The organism is Bordetella tumbae (assembly GCF_054780995.1).
Map to the genome: position 1 here is coordinate 163,773 of NZ_BAAGVG010000009.1, position 14,893 is coordinate 178,665.

Sequence of the window (14,893 nt, forward strand, 5' to 3'; positions counted from 1 at the left end):
GCCATCCGCCTTGAATTGACGTGGCTGACTGCTTCGCAGTCAGCCTTTATCGCAATTGCGATACTGCGCGCCGAATCGCTCGGCGCGCGCCTGGACCAGCCGCGCGACCCGTTTCAGCCACGCTTTGCTTTCATAACTGCGGTTGCGATAACCCGTCCAGCCCTCGTGATAATTCAGATACTGGCCGTAGGCATCCCATTTTGATACGCCATTCAGACGCTGGGACTTGCTGATATACCAACCCATGAAGTCTAACGAGTCCGCCAGATCGTCCCGGCTCGACGTCCAACCCCCGGCTTCACGCTTATAGTCTGCCCACGTTTCGTCTTTGGCTTGCGCATAGCCATAGGCCGAGCTGACACGGCCCCAGGGAATAAAGCCCAGAAAATAATAACGAGGGGGCAGGGCGTCGTGCCGGAAACTGGATTCCTGGTACATCATGGCGAAGGGCACCTGCACCGGCACGCCCCATTTCTCGCGCATGTCTTCCGCAGCACGCCGCCAACTGGGTTTCTCACGAAAAATTTCGCAGAGATTTTCAGGGTTGGACGGCGGCGTCGTCGCACAGCCGCCCAACATGATTGCCAACAGGGTCAGCACCAGTGGCCCTAGTTTCATTGCCGGTTCCTTGTTCAGGGGATGGCGGCATTCTAAGCGTTATGGGCCCCGGTGCCGATATTCGAGCCCGTTCAGAAGTCGACTGACATCGACAGTTTATAGACCCGGCCCATGCCCTGGGTGAGCTGGCCAAAGGAGTTTCCGACCGTGGACCAATATTTCTTGTCGGTGACGTTATCCACGCCTGCGCGCCACACTACGTTGTGGCCGTCGATATTGGTCGCATAACGAGCCCCCAGATCGATTCGGGTCCATGCCGGTATTTTGCCGGTATTGTCGATATTGACGTACTGCGATCCGCGCCGTTGCACATAGGCTTGCAAGGTCAAACCGGTGAGTGCGGGCACATCCCATTCCGCGCCCATTACCGCTTGGTAACGAGGTACACCGATCGCGTCGTTGCCGTCTTGCTCGGCGCCGGCAGTGCCTCGCAGCTCGGGATCCATGAAGGTTATCCCGCCCAACAGCCGTACGCCTTTCATCGGCTCGCCGTAGATATTCATCTCGAGCCCGCGATTGCGCTGCGAGCCGGCGATCCCGAATACGAGATCCGAGTTTGTATAGGCTTGGGGCTTCTCGATCTGGAAAACACCGATGTTCCCGCCAATATTGCCGAAATCAAACTTGACGCCGGCCTCCGTCTGTTTCGTGCGATACGGAGCGAGCGTTTCGCCAAAATTGACGGCCCCGGACGGTGCGGTATCGCCTTTGGTCAACCCTTCGATGTGGTTCACATAAAACGACACCTCTTCCCACGGACGCACGACCAAGCCGTAAGCGGGCGTCCATACCGAGTCATCGTAAGTCGTGGTGTGGACACCATTGGTGTCGTAAAGCTTGTCTTTGATCGTTTGACGTCGTACCCCCAGCGTCAGAAAGACGCGATCGTCCAGGAACGACAACTGATCCGACAACGCAAAACTGGTCAAATGGGTACGGCTGCTGGCGTGTGGGTCATCCATATCACCGCCCACAAACGTCGTAGGCGGACGGTCAAAATACTCGGGATCATAGATATCGATCGGGCTGCGATCGCTCATTTCCCACGCTTGTCTGACGCGCGTCTGCAGTCCGGACACACCGATATTCACCAAATGGCCCACCGAGCCGGTCTGGAATTTTCCGCGCATGCCGATTTCGCCGCTGACGGAGTCGCGGGTGTAGGGCACCGTCAATCGGCCCACCGTTCCGACGCCGTTGCCGTCAACGAGGGGCTGACCATAATCGCCGTTCTCGCGGTCGTGGCTGGTGCCGATGGCCGCATAACCCATCCAATTGCTGGTGAAATCATATTCCGCACGGACCACGCCATACGTGCTTTCCAATTCGCTGTACGTCCACGGTTGTCCGTAGTTCGTACTATTGGATGGCGGTGAGGGCGCGTCAGGGCCGCTGAGCCTGAGCGTGGGACGCGGTTGCGAGTAGTGATACTTTTGATAGCCCGCGTCCAATGACACCCGTAGCTTTTCGCCCAGATAATCCAGGCCCACGGTGCCCACCGTCATGCGTTGGCCCGCATCGTCGACCGCCGTGTCGCCGTCGCGATGGGCGGCATTGACGCGGATACCGAACTCCTGGTTTTCGCCCCAGCGTCGCCCAATATCGACGCTGCCACCCACCTGAGAATCACTGGTGTAGTCGATCGTCGCCCGGGTCAATGGATCCACCCCGGCACGCTTGGGCTGGATGTTGATAGAGCCGCCCAATCCCGAGCCTCCCGGCGCGGCGCCGTTCAGGAAAGCGTTCGCCCCTTTCAGGATTTCGACCCGTTCTACCATCTGCGTCGGCAACACTTGGCGTGGCAAAATGCCGTACAGCCCGTTGAATGACAAATCGTCATTGTTCAGCGCAAAGCCGCGGATCGAAAACGTCTCGGCCGAATTCCCATAGCCGTTACCGACCTGCACCGACGAGTCATTCTTGACCACATCGCCCAAGGTCCGCGCCTGTTGGTCCTCGATCAACTTCGAGGTATAGCTGGTGACGACAAAGGGCGCGTCCATATTGTCGATATTACCCAACACTCCCAACTGACCGCCTCGCGCCACCTGCCCGCCCGCGTACTCCACGGAAGTCGGGGCAGAGACGCCGGATTCGCCCGTAACAGTCGTTTCCTCCAGTGTGGTGACACCGCCTTGCACCGTTTGAGACCAGGCGGGCGCTCCAGCGAGCACTCCTGCCGATAATGCGGTATGTAAGGCAACACTGAGCGGTTTAAGACGGATGCGGCCGGCTGGCCGCGCCCCAAAGGCGAAGATAGGCATAGAGAGATTTTAGGGAATGGCAATAAGAATCTCTTTTATTATCGTGATCATCTCGAAGTTAAGCAATCTTTCATTGTTTCAGGCCAGATCACACACCTCAAAACAAAACGGCCCCGAGAAAAATCCCAGGGCCGTTCTACCTACAACTGGCAGTCAACAGAGACCGAGTTACACCTCAATCACTGCAGCCACATCTTTGTAATCATCGATCTTGTCGAAGTTCAAGTACTGATAGATCTGGTCGCCGCTCTTGTTGATGACGCCCATATCCGCCATGTACTCGTCCTTGGTCGGGATACGACCCAGACGCGAGCAGATCGCAGCCAACTCAGCCGAGCCCAGATACACGTTGGTGTTCTTGCCCAGACGGTTCGGGAAATTACGCGTGCTGGTCGACATCACCGTCGCACCCTCGCGCACCTGTGCCTGGTTACCCATACACAGCGAGCATCCCGGCATTTCCGTACGAGCACCAGCCGTACCGAACACGCCGTAGTGGCCTTCTTCGGTGAGCTGTTGCGCATCCATCTTCGTCGGCGGAGCCACCCACAGCTTGACCGGAATATCGCGCTTGCCTTCGAGCAGCTTGGACGCCGCGCGGAAGTGCCCGATATTGGTCATGCAGCTGCCGATGAACACCTCGTCGATCTTGGCGCCGGCCACATCGGACAGCGTCTTGACGTCGTCAGGATCATTCGGGCAAGCCACGATCGGCTCATGCACATCGGCCAGGTCGATCTCGATCACAGCGGCGTACTCAGCGTCGGCATCCGGTTCCAGCAGCTTGGGATCAGCCAACCAGGCTTCCATGGCCTTGATACGGCGGCCCAGCGAGCGCTCGTCTTCGTAGCCATTGGCGATCATCCACTTCAGCATCACGATGTTGCTGTTGATGTATTCGATGATCGGTTCTTTGTTCAAGCGCACCGAGCAACCGGCAGCCGAACGTTCAGCCGAGGCGTCGGACAGCTCGAAAGCCTGTTCCACTTTCAGATCGGGCAGACCTTCGATTTCCAGGATGCGGCCGGAGAAGATGTTCTTCTTGCCTTGCTTGGCCACGGTCAACAGGCCTTGTTTGATGGCGTACAGCGGAATCGCGTTCACCAGATCGCGCAGCGTCACACCGGGCTGCATCTTGCCCTTGAAGCGCACCAGCACCGATTCCGGCATATCCAGCGGCATCACGCCCGTGGCGGCAGCAAACGCCACCAGGCCCGAGCCGGCCGGGAACGAAATCCCGATCGGGAAACGGGTGTGCGAGTCGCCGCCAGTACCCACCGTGTCAGGCAACAACATACGGTTGAGCCACGAGTGGATCACGCCGTCGCCAGGACGCAGCGAGATGCCGCCACGCGTGCTGATGAACTGCGGCAGCGTGTGGTGCGTCTTGACGTCCACGGGCTTCGGGTAGGCTGCCGTGTGGCAGAACGATTGCATGACCAGATCGGCCGAAAAGCCCAGGCAAGCCAGGTCTTTCAACTCGTCGCGGGTCATGGGGCCGGTCGTGTCCTGGCTGCCCACCGACGTCATGCGGGGTTCGCAGTAGGTATCAGGGCGCACGCCTTGGCCTTCGGGCAGACCGCACGCGCGGCCGACCATTTTCTGGGCCAGCGTGAAACCCTTGCCCGAATCAACCGGATTCTTCGGCAGACGGAACAGCGTCGAGGGCGGCAGGCCCAGCGCTTCGCGCGCCTTCGCCGTCAGGCCGCGGCCAATGATCAGCGGAATACGGCCGCCGGCGCGCACTTCGTCAAACAGCACGTCGGATTTGACCTGGAATTCAGAGATGACTTGGCCGTCTTTCAGAGCCTTGCCCTCGTAGGGGCGCAGTTCCACCACGTCACCCATTTCCATCTTGGACACGTCCAGCTCGATCGGCAGGGCGCCCGCGTCTTCCATGGTGTTGTAGAAAATCGGAGCAATCTTGCTGCCCAGGCAGACACCGCCAAAACGCTTGTTCGGCACGAACGGAATGTCTTCGCCCGTGAACCACAGCACCGAGTTGGTGGCGGATTTACGCGAAGAGCCGGTACCGACCACGTCACCCACATAGGCGACCAGGTGGCCTTTTTCCTTCAACGATTCGATGAATTGCACCGGACCGCGCTTGCCGTCTTCCTCGGGCTGGAACGCTGCCCCGTCGCGCTTGTTCTTCAGCATGGCCAGCGCGTGCATCGGGATATCCGGGCGCGTGGTGGCATCGGGGGCGGGCGACAGATCGTCGGTGTTGGTTTCGCCGGGGACCTTGAATACCGTGATGGTCAGGCTCTCGGGCAGCTCGGGACGGCTGGTGAACCATTCCGCGTCGGCCCAGCTTTGCAGCACGGCTTTGGCGTTGGCATTGCCCTTGTCGGCTTTTTCCTTGACGTCATGGAAGGCGTCAAACATCAACAGGGTTTTCTTCAGCGCATCGGCAGCGATGGCGCCGACCTCGGCGTCGTCCAGCAATTCGATCAGCGGGCCGATGTTGTAGCCACCCAACATGGTGCCCAACAATTCGGTTGCTTTGGCCCGGCTGATCAGGGCACACGATTCTTTGCCCAGCGCAACAGCGGCCAGATAGGATGCTTTGACCTTGGCTGCGTCATCGACGCCGGCGGGCACGCGGTGGGTCAGCAGATCCAGCAGATTGTCTGCTTCGCCTGCGGGCGGGTTTTTCAGGAGCTCGATCAGGTCGGCAGTTTGTTGAGCCGACAGCGGCAGCGGGGGGATGCCCAGCGCGGCGCGCTCGGCAACATGTTGACGGTACGTTTCCAGCATGAATAGGCCTGCGTAAAAATCGGGTTGCGGGAAGGGTCTTCGAGGCCGATTGTAGAGGCTGGAGGGGGGTGGGGGCAAGTGTCTTATATCTTATATAAGACTTGATTGATTCAGTGGGGTTTCAAATCCGTGCTGCCTATGGGAGCTAGCTGCGCGTCGAGCCGCGGGAGATGCGCGCGGCACGCGGCTCGACGTGCGCGATAGGGCTATTGCAGCTTGATATTGCGCTCTTGCACGAGCTTTTTGCCCTGGACGGTTTCTTTAGCCAAATAAGTCTTCAACTCCTCAGGCGTGCCGCCAATCGGTTCGGCTCCGATGGTATCCAGCGTGGTTTTCACTTTGGCGTCGCCCAGGGCCTGGCGCATCGCGGCGTTGAGTTTGGCGACAATCTCCGGCGGGGTGCCGGCCGGCGCGAAAGCTGCGAACCAGGGCGTCAATTCGTAGCCTGGCAATCCGGCTTCCGCCACGGTGGGGACGTCAGGCAGTGCCGACGAGCGTTTGGCAGTCGTGACTGCCAAGGCTTTCAATTTGCCCGACATGATGTGCGGCTTGGCCGACGTCACACTGTCGAACATATAGTCCACCTGGCCGCCGAGCAGATCCGCCACGGCCGGGCCGCTGCCCTTGTAGGGCACATGCAGCATGTCGATCCCCGCCATCGATACGAACAACTCGCCAGCCAGATGAATCGACGTGCCGACGCCGGCCGAGGCAAAGGTATAGTGACCAGGTTGCTCCTTGGCTTTGGCGATGACATCGGCAACGCTCTTGCTGTCAATGCGCTGCGGATTTGTGACCAGCACATTGGGCACGATGGCCAGCAACGAAATGGGCGCGAAATCCGCTTGTGGGTCGTAGTTCAGGTTGTCGTACAGTGCCGGATTGACCGCCATGCCATTGGCCGCGATCATGATCGTATAGCCATCGGGTTTGGCACGCGCCACCATCGCTGCGCCGATATTTCCGCCCGCACCTGCGCGGTTCTCGACCACGAACGAGGTGTTCAGTTGCCGGCCCATGGCTTCGCCCAACGTACGGGCAATATTGTCCATCGCTCCGCCGGGCGGGAATGGCACGACCCACGTTATCGGACGTTCGGGATACTCGGCGTGGGCCGCCGCGGCGGCTCCCAACAACGCGCCCGCCGCGCAGAACGCGGCCAGCGGCTTCAAAAATCGGCGATGCATTATCCAATGTCTCCTTGGTGTTACAGAGCAGTTCAGGCGGCGCGGTGAGTATCGTCATAGCGTTCACCGTCATGATTGCCATACCTGAAACAAGTGCTTTTCGGCATGGCCGAAGTATGCCCCTCGATTTTTCACGGGTCCAAGACTATATTGGTTGCTTTCTATACCTGATAGGTATGCGTTTTTATGGAACTTCGGCACCTACGCTATTTTCAGGCAGTCGCGCAGGAAGGCAGTTTCACACGAGCGGCCGCCCGATTGCACATCGCCCAGCCGCCGCTCAGCCGGCAGATTCGCCAACTCGAAGACGAACTCGGTGTCACGTTGATAGAGCGCGGTTCGCGCGCGCTGAAATTGACCGAGGCTGGCCGGTTTTTGCTGGAGCAGTCGCTGCAGTTGACGGCGCGTCTTGACGAAATTGTGCAGGGCACCCGGCGCCTGGGACGGCATGAGCGCGGGTGGTTCGGCATCGGCTTCGTGCCCTCCACCCTGTATGGCTTCGTGCCCGAGCTGATCCGGCGTTTGCGCGAGGCCGATCCGCGTATTGAGGTCGGCCTGGCCGAGATGACGACCTTGCCGCAACTCGAGGCGCTCAAGGCGGGACGCATCGATGTGGGGATCGGCCGTATCCTGCTTGATGATCCGGCGATCGAGCGCCGTGTGTTGATGGCCGAGCCATTAGTGGCGGCGCTGCCATTGCGGCATCCCTTGGCACGGCGCCGGCGTCTAGGTATTGCAGAGCTTGCCGCGCAACCATTTGTGCTCTATCCGGCGCGTCCGCGTCCCAATTATGCCGATCACGTGCTGGGTTTGTTCCGAGCGGCCGGGCACACTCCGCGTGTCGTCCAGGAAGCCAACGAATTGCAGACCGCGATCGGCCTGGTGGCGGCAGGCCTGGGTGTGACGGTCGTGCCTGCGTCGGTACATCGTTTGCATCGCGCGGACATCGCGCATGTGCCTATCGACGCAGACACTTTCGTGTCCCCCGTTATTCTCAGCTATCGGAAAGACGATCATTCGCCCTTCCTGGCTGATGCTATTGCACTTGCTGTGCAACTGGCCAACGCGGAGGCTGCTGGCGTCAAGCAAGCTACCGCGTCCCTATCAGATACCTGACAACGTTCGATCAAGACTTGACCGAACCTCCGGTGCGTCGGGAGACGCTTACAGAACCTTGGCCTCGTGATGCACTTGCGGCGGTTGCGCGAAATGCGGGCCGACCAGCTTGCGCCATTCCTGAAAATCGTCGGACTCCCGAAAATCGACCATGTGATTTTCAACCGTTTCCCAGTCCACAACCAAAGTGTATTGCTGAGGATTTTCTATCGATCGATGCAATGCCACGCCATGGCAGCCCTTGGCGCGCAGAAACAGAGGCTTGGCTTGCGCCACGCCGGCTTCGAACTGGGCCTCGTGCCCGGCGGTAACGAGAATGCTGGCAATTTCCTGGATCATTGGGATTTCTTCCTTGAACGTAATGAACAACAGATAACCAAGACGAACAAAACTCACGGCAGGTATGATCAAACTACCTAGTGACTTTAGCGCAGGAGCGTGCCATGCATTATCTGATGTTTTACGACCTGGTCCCCGATTATCTGGAGCGGCGAGGCGCATTTCGCGACGAGCACCTGGCATTGGCGCGCGCAGCCGTAGCCCGCGGCGAGTTGGTAGTGGCCGGGGCTTTGGCCGATCCTGCCGATCAGGCAGTGTTGTTATTCAAGACCGATTCCCCCGCGGTGGTCGAGGCTTTTGCAAAAGCAGACCCGTATGTAAAAGCCGGCCTGGTCAAACAATGGCGAGTACGTTCATGGACCACCGTCGTCGGCGAATTAGCCGAACACCCTGTGCCAGGCTGAGTTTGCATTCAGCAGCTTGTCAGTCTCGTGGTGCGTTGACGGCGTGTCGGCATACAGGCGTATGATGCCGCCTTTGCCCTGACATTTCGGCCCGGTATTGGCCGCATCGCTCATGCCACTTTCACATTTGTTGTTGGCGTTGTCTGTCGTCTTCATTTGGGGGACGAACTTCGTGGTCATCAAATGGGGGTTGGCGGAGTTTCCTGCATTCCTTTTTGCAGCATTGCGATTTTTGCTGTCGGCGCTGCCTTGGATATTCGTGTTCCGCCGCCCGGCAGTGCCATGGAACATGCTGGTGCGCGCTGGCCTGTTGTTGGGCGTGGGGCAGTTTGGCCTGGTTTATTGGGCGATGCGCCAGGACATCTCGCCAGGCCTGGCGTCACTGGTCGTGCAAGCGCAAGTGTTCTTCACCATCATCATGTCGATGATCATGACAGGGGAACGCGCACGGCCATTACAGATCGCGGCGCTCGTGTTGGCAACGAGCGGCTATGCCGTCGTCGCGTGGCGCAGCGCAACCGACCCGGCTGCGGCCGTCACGTTGCTTGGCTTGGGCCTGGTATTGGCCGCCGCATTCTGCTGGGCGTGTACCAACATGGTCATGCGCGGTGCGGGCAGAGTCAACATGGTGGCCTTTACCGCCTGGAGTTCGCTCTTTGCCATCATCCCTTTGCTGATCATCAGCCTGCTGGTGGATGGGCCCGCCAATATGATCGACGCCTTGACGCATGCCAGCGGGTGGGGATGGCTGGCCGCGCTGTGGCAGGGCGTAGGCAATACGGTGTTCGGATTCGGAGCCTGGGGGTGGCTGTTGGCTCGTCATCCTGCTGTTACCGTTACGCCGTTGGCATTGCTGGTGCCCGTCTTCGGTATTCTGTCCTCGGCAGTGCTGCTCAACGAAGCACTACCCGCCTGGAAAATCATCGCTGCCGCCCTGGTGTTGGGTGGCTTGTCCTTAAACGTTTATGCGAGCCGCGTGCGGAGCAAACGATAACGATATGTCATGGCGGCGCATCGCCATGGCAGTCATACTCATCAATACATGACGCCGGTTGATCATTTATTGTTCCTGGGCTGCGTAGCGTTAGCCACCTATGCCCAGACCATGACAGGTTTTGCATTCGGTTTGGTCTTGCTCGGCATGACTGGGCTGTTGTCTCTGGCGCCATTGCCCGAAATGTCCAACGTGGTAAACATGCTGACGCTGGTCAACGCCGTGGCGGCGCTGAGCGGCACGCGTGCAAATTTGGACTGGTCTTTGATTCGCACGCCATTGATTGCCAGTCTGGTCGGGGTGGCCTTCGGCGTCTTTGCGCTGGAATGGATCAGCGGCAGCGCAGTATTGTTGCTGCGCGGCCTGTTGGGCTTGACTATTCTGGCCTGTGCCATCTTGTTGATAGCGCGCAGCCGGCCATTGGATCAAATCTCCTCGCGGGCTTCCTTCATTTCGTATGGACTGGTGGCCGGCGTATTGGGCGGCCTGTTTTCCAGTGCCGGGCCGCCTATGGTGTATCACCTCTATCGACAGCCCTTGCCGTTATCCGTCATACGGAACAGTCTGCTGGTTTTGTTTGCCGCCAACGCCGTGGTGCGCCTGTCCTTGGTGACTGCCAGCGGCAGCCTGAGCGTGTCGTCTCTATGGCTAGGCCTGGAGGCCTTGCCTATTGTCGTCATCTTGACCTGGCTCGTGCGACGTTATGCGTCCGCAGATTCGGTGAAAACGGTCAAGCGTCTAGTCTTCGTACTATTGATGATTGCGGGGTTCGGATTGTTGATCCCCGTGACTCAAGCGCTGTTGAAATAAAGCAAGACGTGGCACGGACTCGTGCCACGTCTTGCTCACGAATTTGTCTTCGACTCACCGGATGATGCAGGTTTAGGTGGTTCAGGGTCCTCGTTGCTTTGCACCGCTGCAGACGCTGCGGCCGGCTCTGATCCTGTCGCAGGTTCCGGCACAGGCGTCAGCATCATCGTCGACGGCGTAGACAGAGGCAGTTTCGCATTCGCCAGACGTTGCAGCACGTCATATAACAGCGCACTGCGTACGCTATACGCGTTGCGTGGCGTGCTGACATACCCCCGCGCGTTGAACAGCAAATGGCCGTTCTCGATACCTTCCAGATAGACGTTGGGGGCGGGGGTGTCCAGTACCCCTTCGTTCTCGGCGAATGCCTCCAACATGACTTCGCGTACACGTTGCGCATCCGCATCCAGCGGCATGGGCAGTTTGACTTGTACCAAGCCCAGCGGATTATCGTGCGTCACATTGCGCACGGTTTTCGTCACGAACTCCGAATTCGGCACGATCACCGTGGATCGATCGGTCATTTGTATTTCCGTCGCACGCACATTGATGCGCAGGATATCGCCCTCGACCCCGCCGAGCGATACCCAGTCTCCAACCTTGACCGGACGTTCAGCCAGCAGAATGAGGCCCGATACAAAATTCTGCACCACCGCCTGCAACCCGAAACCGATCCCCACCGACAGCGCACTGGCAATCCACGCGACACGTTCCAGGCCGATGCCTAAGGCAGATAACGATAGCGCAACCGCCAGCACCACACCCGCATATCCAAACAAGGTCGCGGCTGATAACTGCATGCCCGGGTCCAGCTCTGTCGTGGGCAAATAGCGATTCGCCAGCCAACGCTTGAGCAGGCGCACACCCACCAGACAAAACGCCAGCACAAGCAAACCCTGCATCAACGCACCGGGACGCAAGTGCACCTCGCCGATTTGCAGCCCGGTGAGCAGTTGATTCATCCGGTGCAGCAGATCCGATGGGCCTTCGCCAAAAGGCGCCAATAGCAGCGTGGCCGCCAGCAAACCGATCGTTACCCGTCCAATCCCGGCCAATAGCACGGCCGCTTGGCCGTACAATCGTTTGCGCGCGTCATCTTCGCTGCCCGGCGCGGGCGCCAACAGCGTGCTGAAGCCATCGGTGAGCAGTATCGACAGCAAATACGCAAAACACAGAATTGCCAGCGTCCACAACGCCTGCTTGACGACAAAACTGCCGAACGCCACATATCCTGACAGCAGACTCACGACGCTGCATGCCAAAATCGCCCACGTGACACCTATGAATATCGAGAGCCAGAACGGGCGAGGCGGCAAGGGCTGATCCTCGGCTCCATGTTCAAGCTGCTTGCGCAATCGGGTGCTGCGCCGCAGTCCCCATGCCAGCGTGATGGTCAGGGCCAGAGCGGCTATCGACGTCACCAGAATGGTCGTGGTCAGGCTGGCGTTCAGCAGGATCGGCAGTTCATCACACAGCCAGATCAGTACGACCAATATGCCCAGCAGCGTAGGCAAATGGCGCAAGCCTTGCGCCACGTCGTCATGAATCGACGGCAAGCGCCAACTGGACCTTTCAGGCGAAAGCAAAGCATGACCCAGCCCGGCTACACAGCCGCCAAAACATACGACTGCCACCAGGCTGCTCAATAAATCGCGCGTATCGTCGGACAGTCCGGAATTCCAGGTCACCCCGGTATAGAGCAAGGCGGCGATGATGCCCGGGGTTGCCGAGGCCAGGATCACAATGCAGATGGCCAGGAACGATCGGCGCAATCGGCCGGGCGGGACGCGTGTGGCGGTCAGCCGCAACACCAAGCGGCTAAAGGCCATGCGCAAAAGCAGCGTGATGCCAATGGCCACTGCCAGCATGAGCCAGATAGCGCCCTGAGTGCTGGTGACAGCCTCCCGTAGTTCTTGAGCCAGCTCAGTGAGGCGTCGCCAGTCGCGGGGCAGATCACTGCGCAGCTCCTTCCAGAACGTATCCCCCACAATCGAGTCGCGGCGCTCTCCCAGCCTGGCTTGAAACTGCGTGCGCCGCAACGTAGATATCTGCTCGGCGGTTTGCGCCGCCTCTACCGCGAGCAAACGCGCCAGCTTGGTTTGTGAATCCAGCTTCCGGTTGTCTTGTTGCAGCTGTGTGCGCTGCGCCGCGACGTCTGGCGCTTCGCGCGTTCCATCGGGCGGCTGCCCCAGCTCTGACAGCCTGGCAGTCACCGCGGCCAATTGCGGAGCCAGGGCTTCGGCCAAGGTGTTGGCGCGCGACTGGATATCCAGCACATCATTACGCCAGCGCACGAGTTGCGCGTCTTCGCCGCCGTCTTCCAACCGTTCCCGGATCTGGTCGATCTGCTTGCGGGCGTCGGACAGCGCAGATTCCGCGTCGGCCGCACTCGGCGGCCCCTCGGGTTGTGCAGCCGCCAGTCCGGCGACCCCCAGCCAGAGCCATATCGTCATTGCCGCCAGCAGGCGGATCCAGCAGGCGCGTGAGCCGCGCGGGAACTGCATCATGATGGGCGAACCTCGCGCATCCAGTAATAACGATGCAGCATAGCAAGCGTATCGGGTGTGTGGTGCAACAAAACCTGTTTGGATGCACCAGATGGTCCAGAATTACACCCGTGAATCCGATCAGGGTGCCGGGGGTGATCGGGGCGCCTCGGTGAGGTTTGTCGCATTTTCCGTGTGGCCCGCGATCAGCATTTCGCGTGATCGCTCCAGTTCATCACGCATCCATTGCCGTAAAGCCGACAATGGCGGCCAATCCCTCAGTCCGGGGGGATACACCAGGTGATAACTCTCCGCAGGCTCGAAATCTATACTTACCGGAGATACTTTCACCAACCTGCCCGCCCGCAAGGCATCGACAGCCAGCAGCTCGCGGCCCAATGCCAGCCCAAATCCCTGTTCTACAGCCTCCAGCATCATGCCGACATCATTGAACGATGCCACCGGCGTGACATTTGTGGTCAATCCTGCCGCGGCGAACCATTGCCGCCACAGTTCTTTGTCGCCCAGCAGTGGTTGACGCGCCAGCGTTTCCGGGTGCAGATCGGCTAATTGATCTACGGTAGCCGGGGCTGCCAACACAATGAGCGGCATTGGGATATCGAAAAGCGGCTCCGACATCACTCCTGGCCACGGACCCCGCCCTGAGCGCAGTGCCGCGTGAAAGCCCTCGCGCTGCAGGTCGGCCAACTGCTGGGACGTTTCGATTTCCAGCGTCAAATTGGGATGGCGCTCGCGCCAGCGAGCCATTCGGGGCAATAGCCATCGCTGCGCAAAAGACGGCAATACCGATACGCGCAGATGCTGGTCCGCACCCTGAGCAAAAGACGCCGCTGCCATCACCCCGTCATCCAACTGCGCCAAGGCGCTCTGCACACTGCATAGCAGCGCCCGGCCCGCACAGTTCAGGACCACGCGCCGCCCTTGGCGATCAAACAGCGTAAATCCCAGTTGTTCCTCCAGCACTCGAATCTGTTGGCTGACCGCGCTGTGGCTCAGGTGCAGCCGCTCAGCGGCGGCACGCAGATTCTGCAATTCGGCCACAGCACGAAAAGCGGGCAGGGTATTCAAGGGCAGTCGGCTCATGCTGGTAAGCATAACCGACCAATATGGGTAGAACAATGCGATTCACAGCGAGCCATTGTGCTTTTACGCTAACCAATGTGGAATATCTACTTGGGAGACACACATGGAATCGCCGGGAACACTCATCGCTGCCGACTGCGCAAACACCGCAACGCGCCAATTAATAGCGATTCGCCCCATTGCTGCCTCGCCCATGGCGCACGCCGTAGGGCGTTGGTCAGGATGGTGGCAAGCCGTTCTGGCCCACCGTGCCAGAAAACAAACCGTTGTCGCCCTGAGCGAACTGGACGCTGACATGCTGCGAGACATAGGCGTTCCGGAATCTCTGCTGTACGAAACCGAAGCTACACGCCGGCTGGAGGAAAACCGCCGGGCGTTCTGGCTATGGACTTGATGGGGGAGGGCGCGCCAGGCTCAAAATATCGATGTGGTCCTGGCGTCGCATCTTTGCTCTACCTATATAGTGATTCAAAGAAGGTAATCCAACGGGGCGGGGCCGCGGCCATCTCTACGTTGCGCCGTCGTGTATATCTATACACATATATATAGGGCGCACACAGAGAGAGCTTTGCCTGAAGGTTTTTGGGGGGGTATCACCAGGCTGCTTATATAAGGAACGCCTGAAATCTTCCGCCTCCCAGCCCGATTGGGCGAGTTATTTCGTCTGATTTGCGTCACGCAAATGTCATGTGCTATAGTCTCGCTCCTTCGCTGCTTGAACACGAATTCAGACGAAACCACGGTTTCAGACGAGGCGGGTTGAGGGGGTGGGGCCGAAGTGGTGACGCAGTAAATTCCCGCGATGATGATT

12 protein-coding genes are annotated in these 14,893 nt (G+C 59.3%); 5 read left to right on the plus strand and 7 right to left on the minus strand.

Annotated features, from left to right (window positions below):
- Positions 1 to 39: 39 nt before the first annotated feature.
- From ACYVI2_RS07215 to ACYVI2_RS07230, 4 genes are all read right to left on the minus strand, one after another.
- Positions 40 to 618, minus strand: a complete 579-nt coding sequence (locus ACYVI2_RS07215) for a transglycosylase SLT domain-containing protein (RefSeq protein ID WP_460490283.1) — start codon at positions 616 to 618, stop codon at positions 40 to 42.
- 71 nt (positions 619 to 689) lie between these two features.
- Complete coding sequence (locus tag ACYVI2_RS07220) at positions 690 to 2,882, minus strand: TonB-dependent receptor (protein WP_415821994.1); 2,193 nt, start codon at positions 2,880 to 2,882, stop codon at positions 690 to 692.
- 168 nt (positions 2,883 to 3,050) lie between these two features.
- The gene (gene acnB, locus ACYVI2_RS07225; RefSeq protein WP_415821993.1) at positions 3,051 to 5,642 is read right to left on the minus strand and encodes a bifunctional aconitate hydratase 2/2-methylisocitrate dehydratase; all 2,592 of its coding nucleotides are present in this window, start codon (positions 5,640 to 5,642) and stop codon (positions 3,051 to 3,053) included.
- Between the two features lie 206 nt (positions 5,643 to 5,848).
- Positions 5,849 to 6,829 (minus strand): tripartite tricarboxylate transporter substrate binding protein, encoded by a 981-nt coding sequence (locus ACYVI2_RS07230; RefSeq protein WP_460490284.1) that lies wholly within the window; start codon positions 6,827 to 6,829, stop codon positions 5,849 to 5,851.
- Between the two features lie 186 nt (positions 6,830 to 7,015).
- On the opposite strand from ACYVI2_RS07230, the gene ACYVI2_RS07235 reads away from it, so the two are divergent.
- Complete coding sequence (locus tag ACYVI2_RS07235; RefSeq protein WP_415821991.1) at positions 7,016 to 7,945, plus strand: LysR family transcriptional regulator; 930 nt, start codon at positions 7,016 to 7,018, stop codon at positions 7,943 to 7,945.
- Positions 7,946 to 7,993: 48 nt separating this feature from the next.
- Here ACYVI2_RS07235 and ACYVI2_RS07240 read toward each other — a convergent pair whose 3' ends face one another.
- Positions 7,994 to 8,284 (minus strand): antibiotic biosynthesis monooxygenase family protein, encoded by a 291-nt coding sequence (locus ACYVI2_RS07240; RefSeq protein WP_415822015.1) that lies wholly within the window; start codon positions 8,282 to 8,284, stop codon positions 7,994 to 7,996.
- A 104-nt stretch (positions 8,285 to 8,388) separates the two neighbouring features.
- On the opposite strand from ACYVI2_RS07240, the gene ACYVI2_RS07245 reads away from it, so the two are divergent.
- The 3 genes from ACYVI2_RS07245 to ACYVI2_RS07255 all read left to right on the plus strand — a co-directional run bounded on the left by ACYVI2_RS07245 (position 8,389) and on the right by ACYVI2_RS07255 (position 10,492).
- Positions 8,389 to 8,688, plus strand: coding sequence for a YciI-like protein (locus ACYVI2_RS07245; protein WP_415821990.1), 300 nt, complete (start codon positions 8,389 to 8,391; stop codon positions 8,686 to 8,688).
- 112 nt (positions 8,689 to 8,800) lie between these two features.
- Positions 8,801 to 9,682, plus strand: coding sequence for an EamA family transporter (locus ACYVI2_RS07250; protein WP_415821989.1), 882 nt, complete (start codon positions 8,801 to 8,803; stop codon positions 9,680 to 9,682).
- Between the two features lie 48 nt (positions 9,683 to 9,730).
- A complete protein-coding gene (locus ACYVI2_RS07255) occupies positions 9,731 to 10,492 on the plus strand; it encodes a TSUP family transporter (RefSeq protein ID WP_415822013.1) in 762 nt (253 codons plus the stop codon).
- A gap of 35 nt (positions 10,493 to 10,527) precedes the next feature.
- Here ACYVI2_RS07255 and ACYVI2_RS07260 read toward each other — a convergent pair whose 3' ends face one another.
- Entirely contained in the window at positions 10,528 to 12,999 is a 2,472-nt protein-coding gene (locus tag ACYVI2_RS07260) for a DUF3772 domain-containing protein (protein ID WP_415821988.1), read from the minus strand.
- Positions 13,000 to 13,119: 120 nt separating this feature from the next.
- Positions 13,120 to 14,094 (minus strand): LysR substrate-binding domain-containing protein, encoded by a 975-nt coding sequence (locus tag ACYVI2_RS07265; RefSeq protein WP_415821987.1) that lies wholly within the window; start codon positions 14,092 to 14,094, stop codon positions 13,120 to 13,122.
- Positions 14,095 to 14,185: 91 nt separating this feature from the next.
- On the opposite strand from ACYVI2_RS07265, the gene ACYVI2_RS07270 reads away from it, so the two are divergent.
- Positions 14,186 to 14,476, plus strand: coding sequence for a DUF1127 domain-containing protein (locus ACYVI2_RS07270; protein ID WP_415821985.1), 291 nt, complete (start codon positions 14,186 to 14,188; stop codon positions 14,474 to 14,476).
- Positions 14,477 to 14,893: the final 417 nt, after the last annotated feature.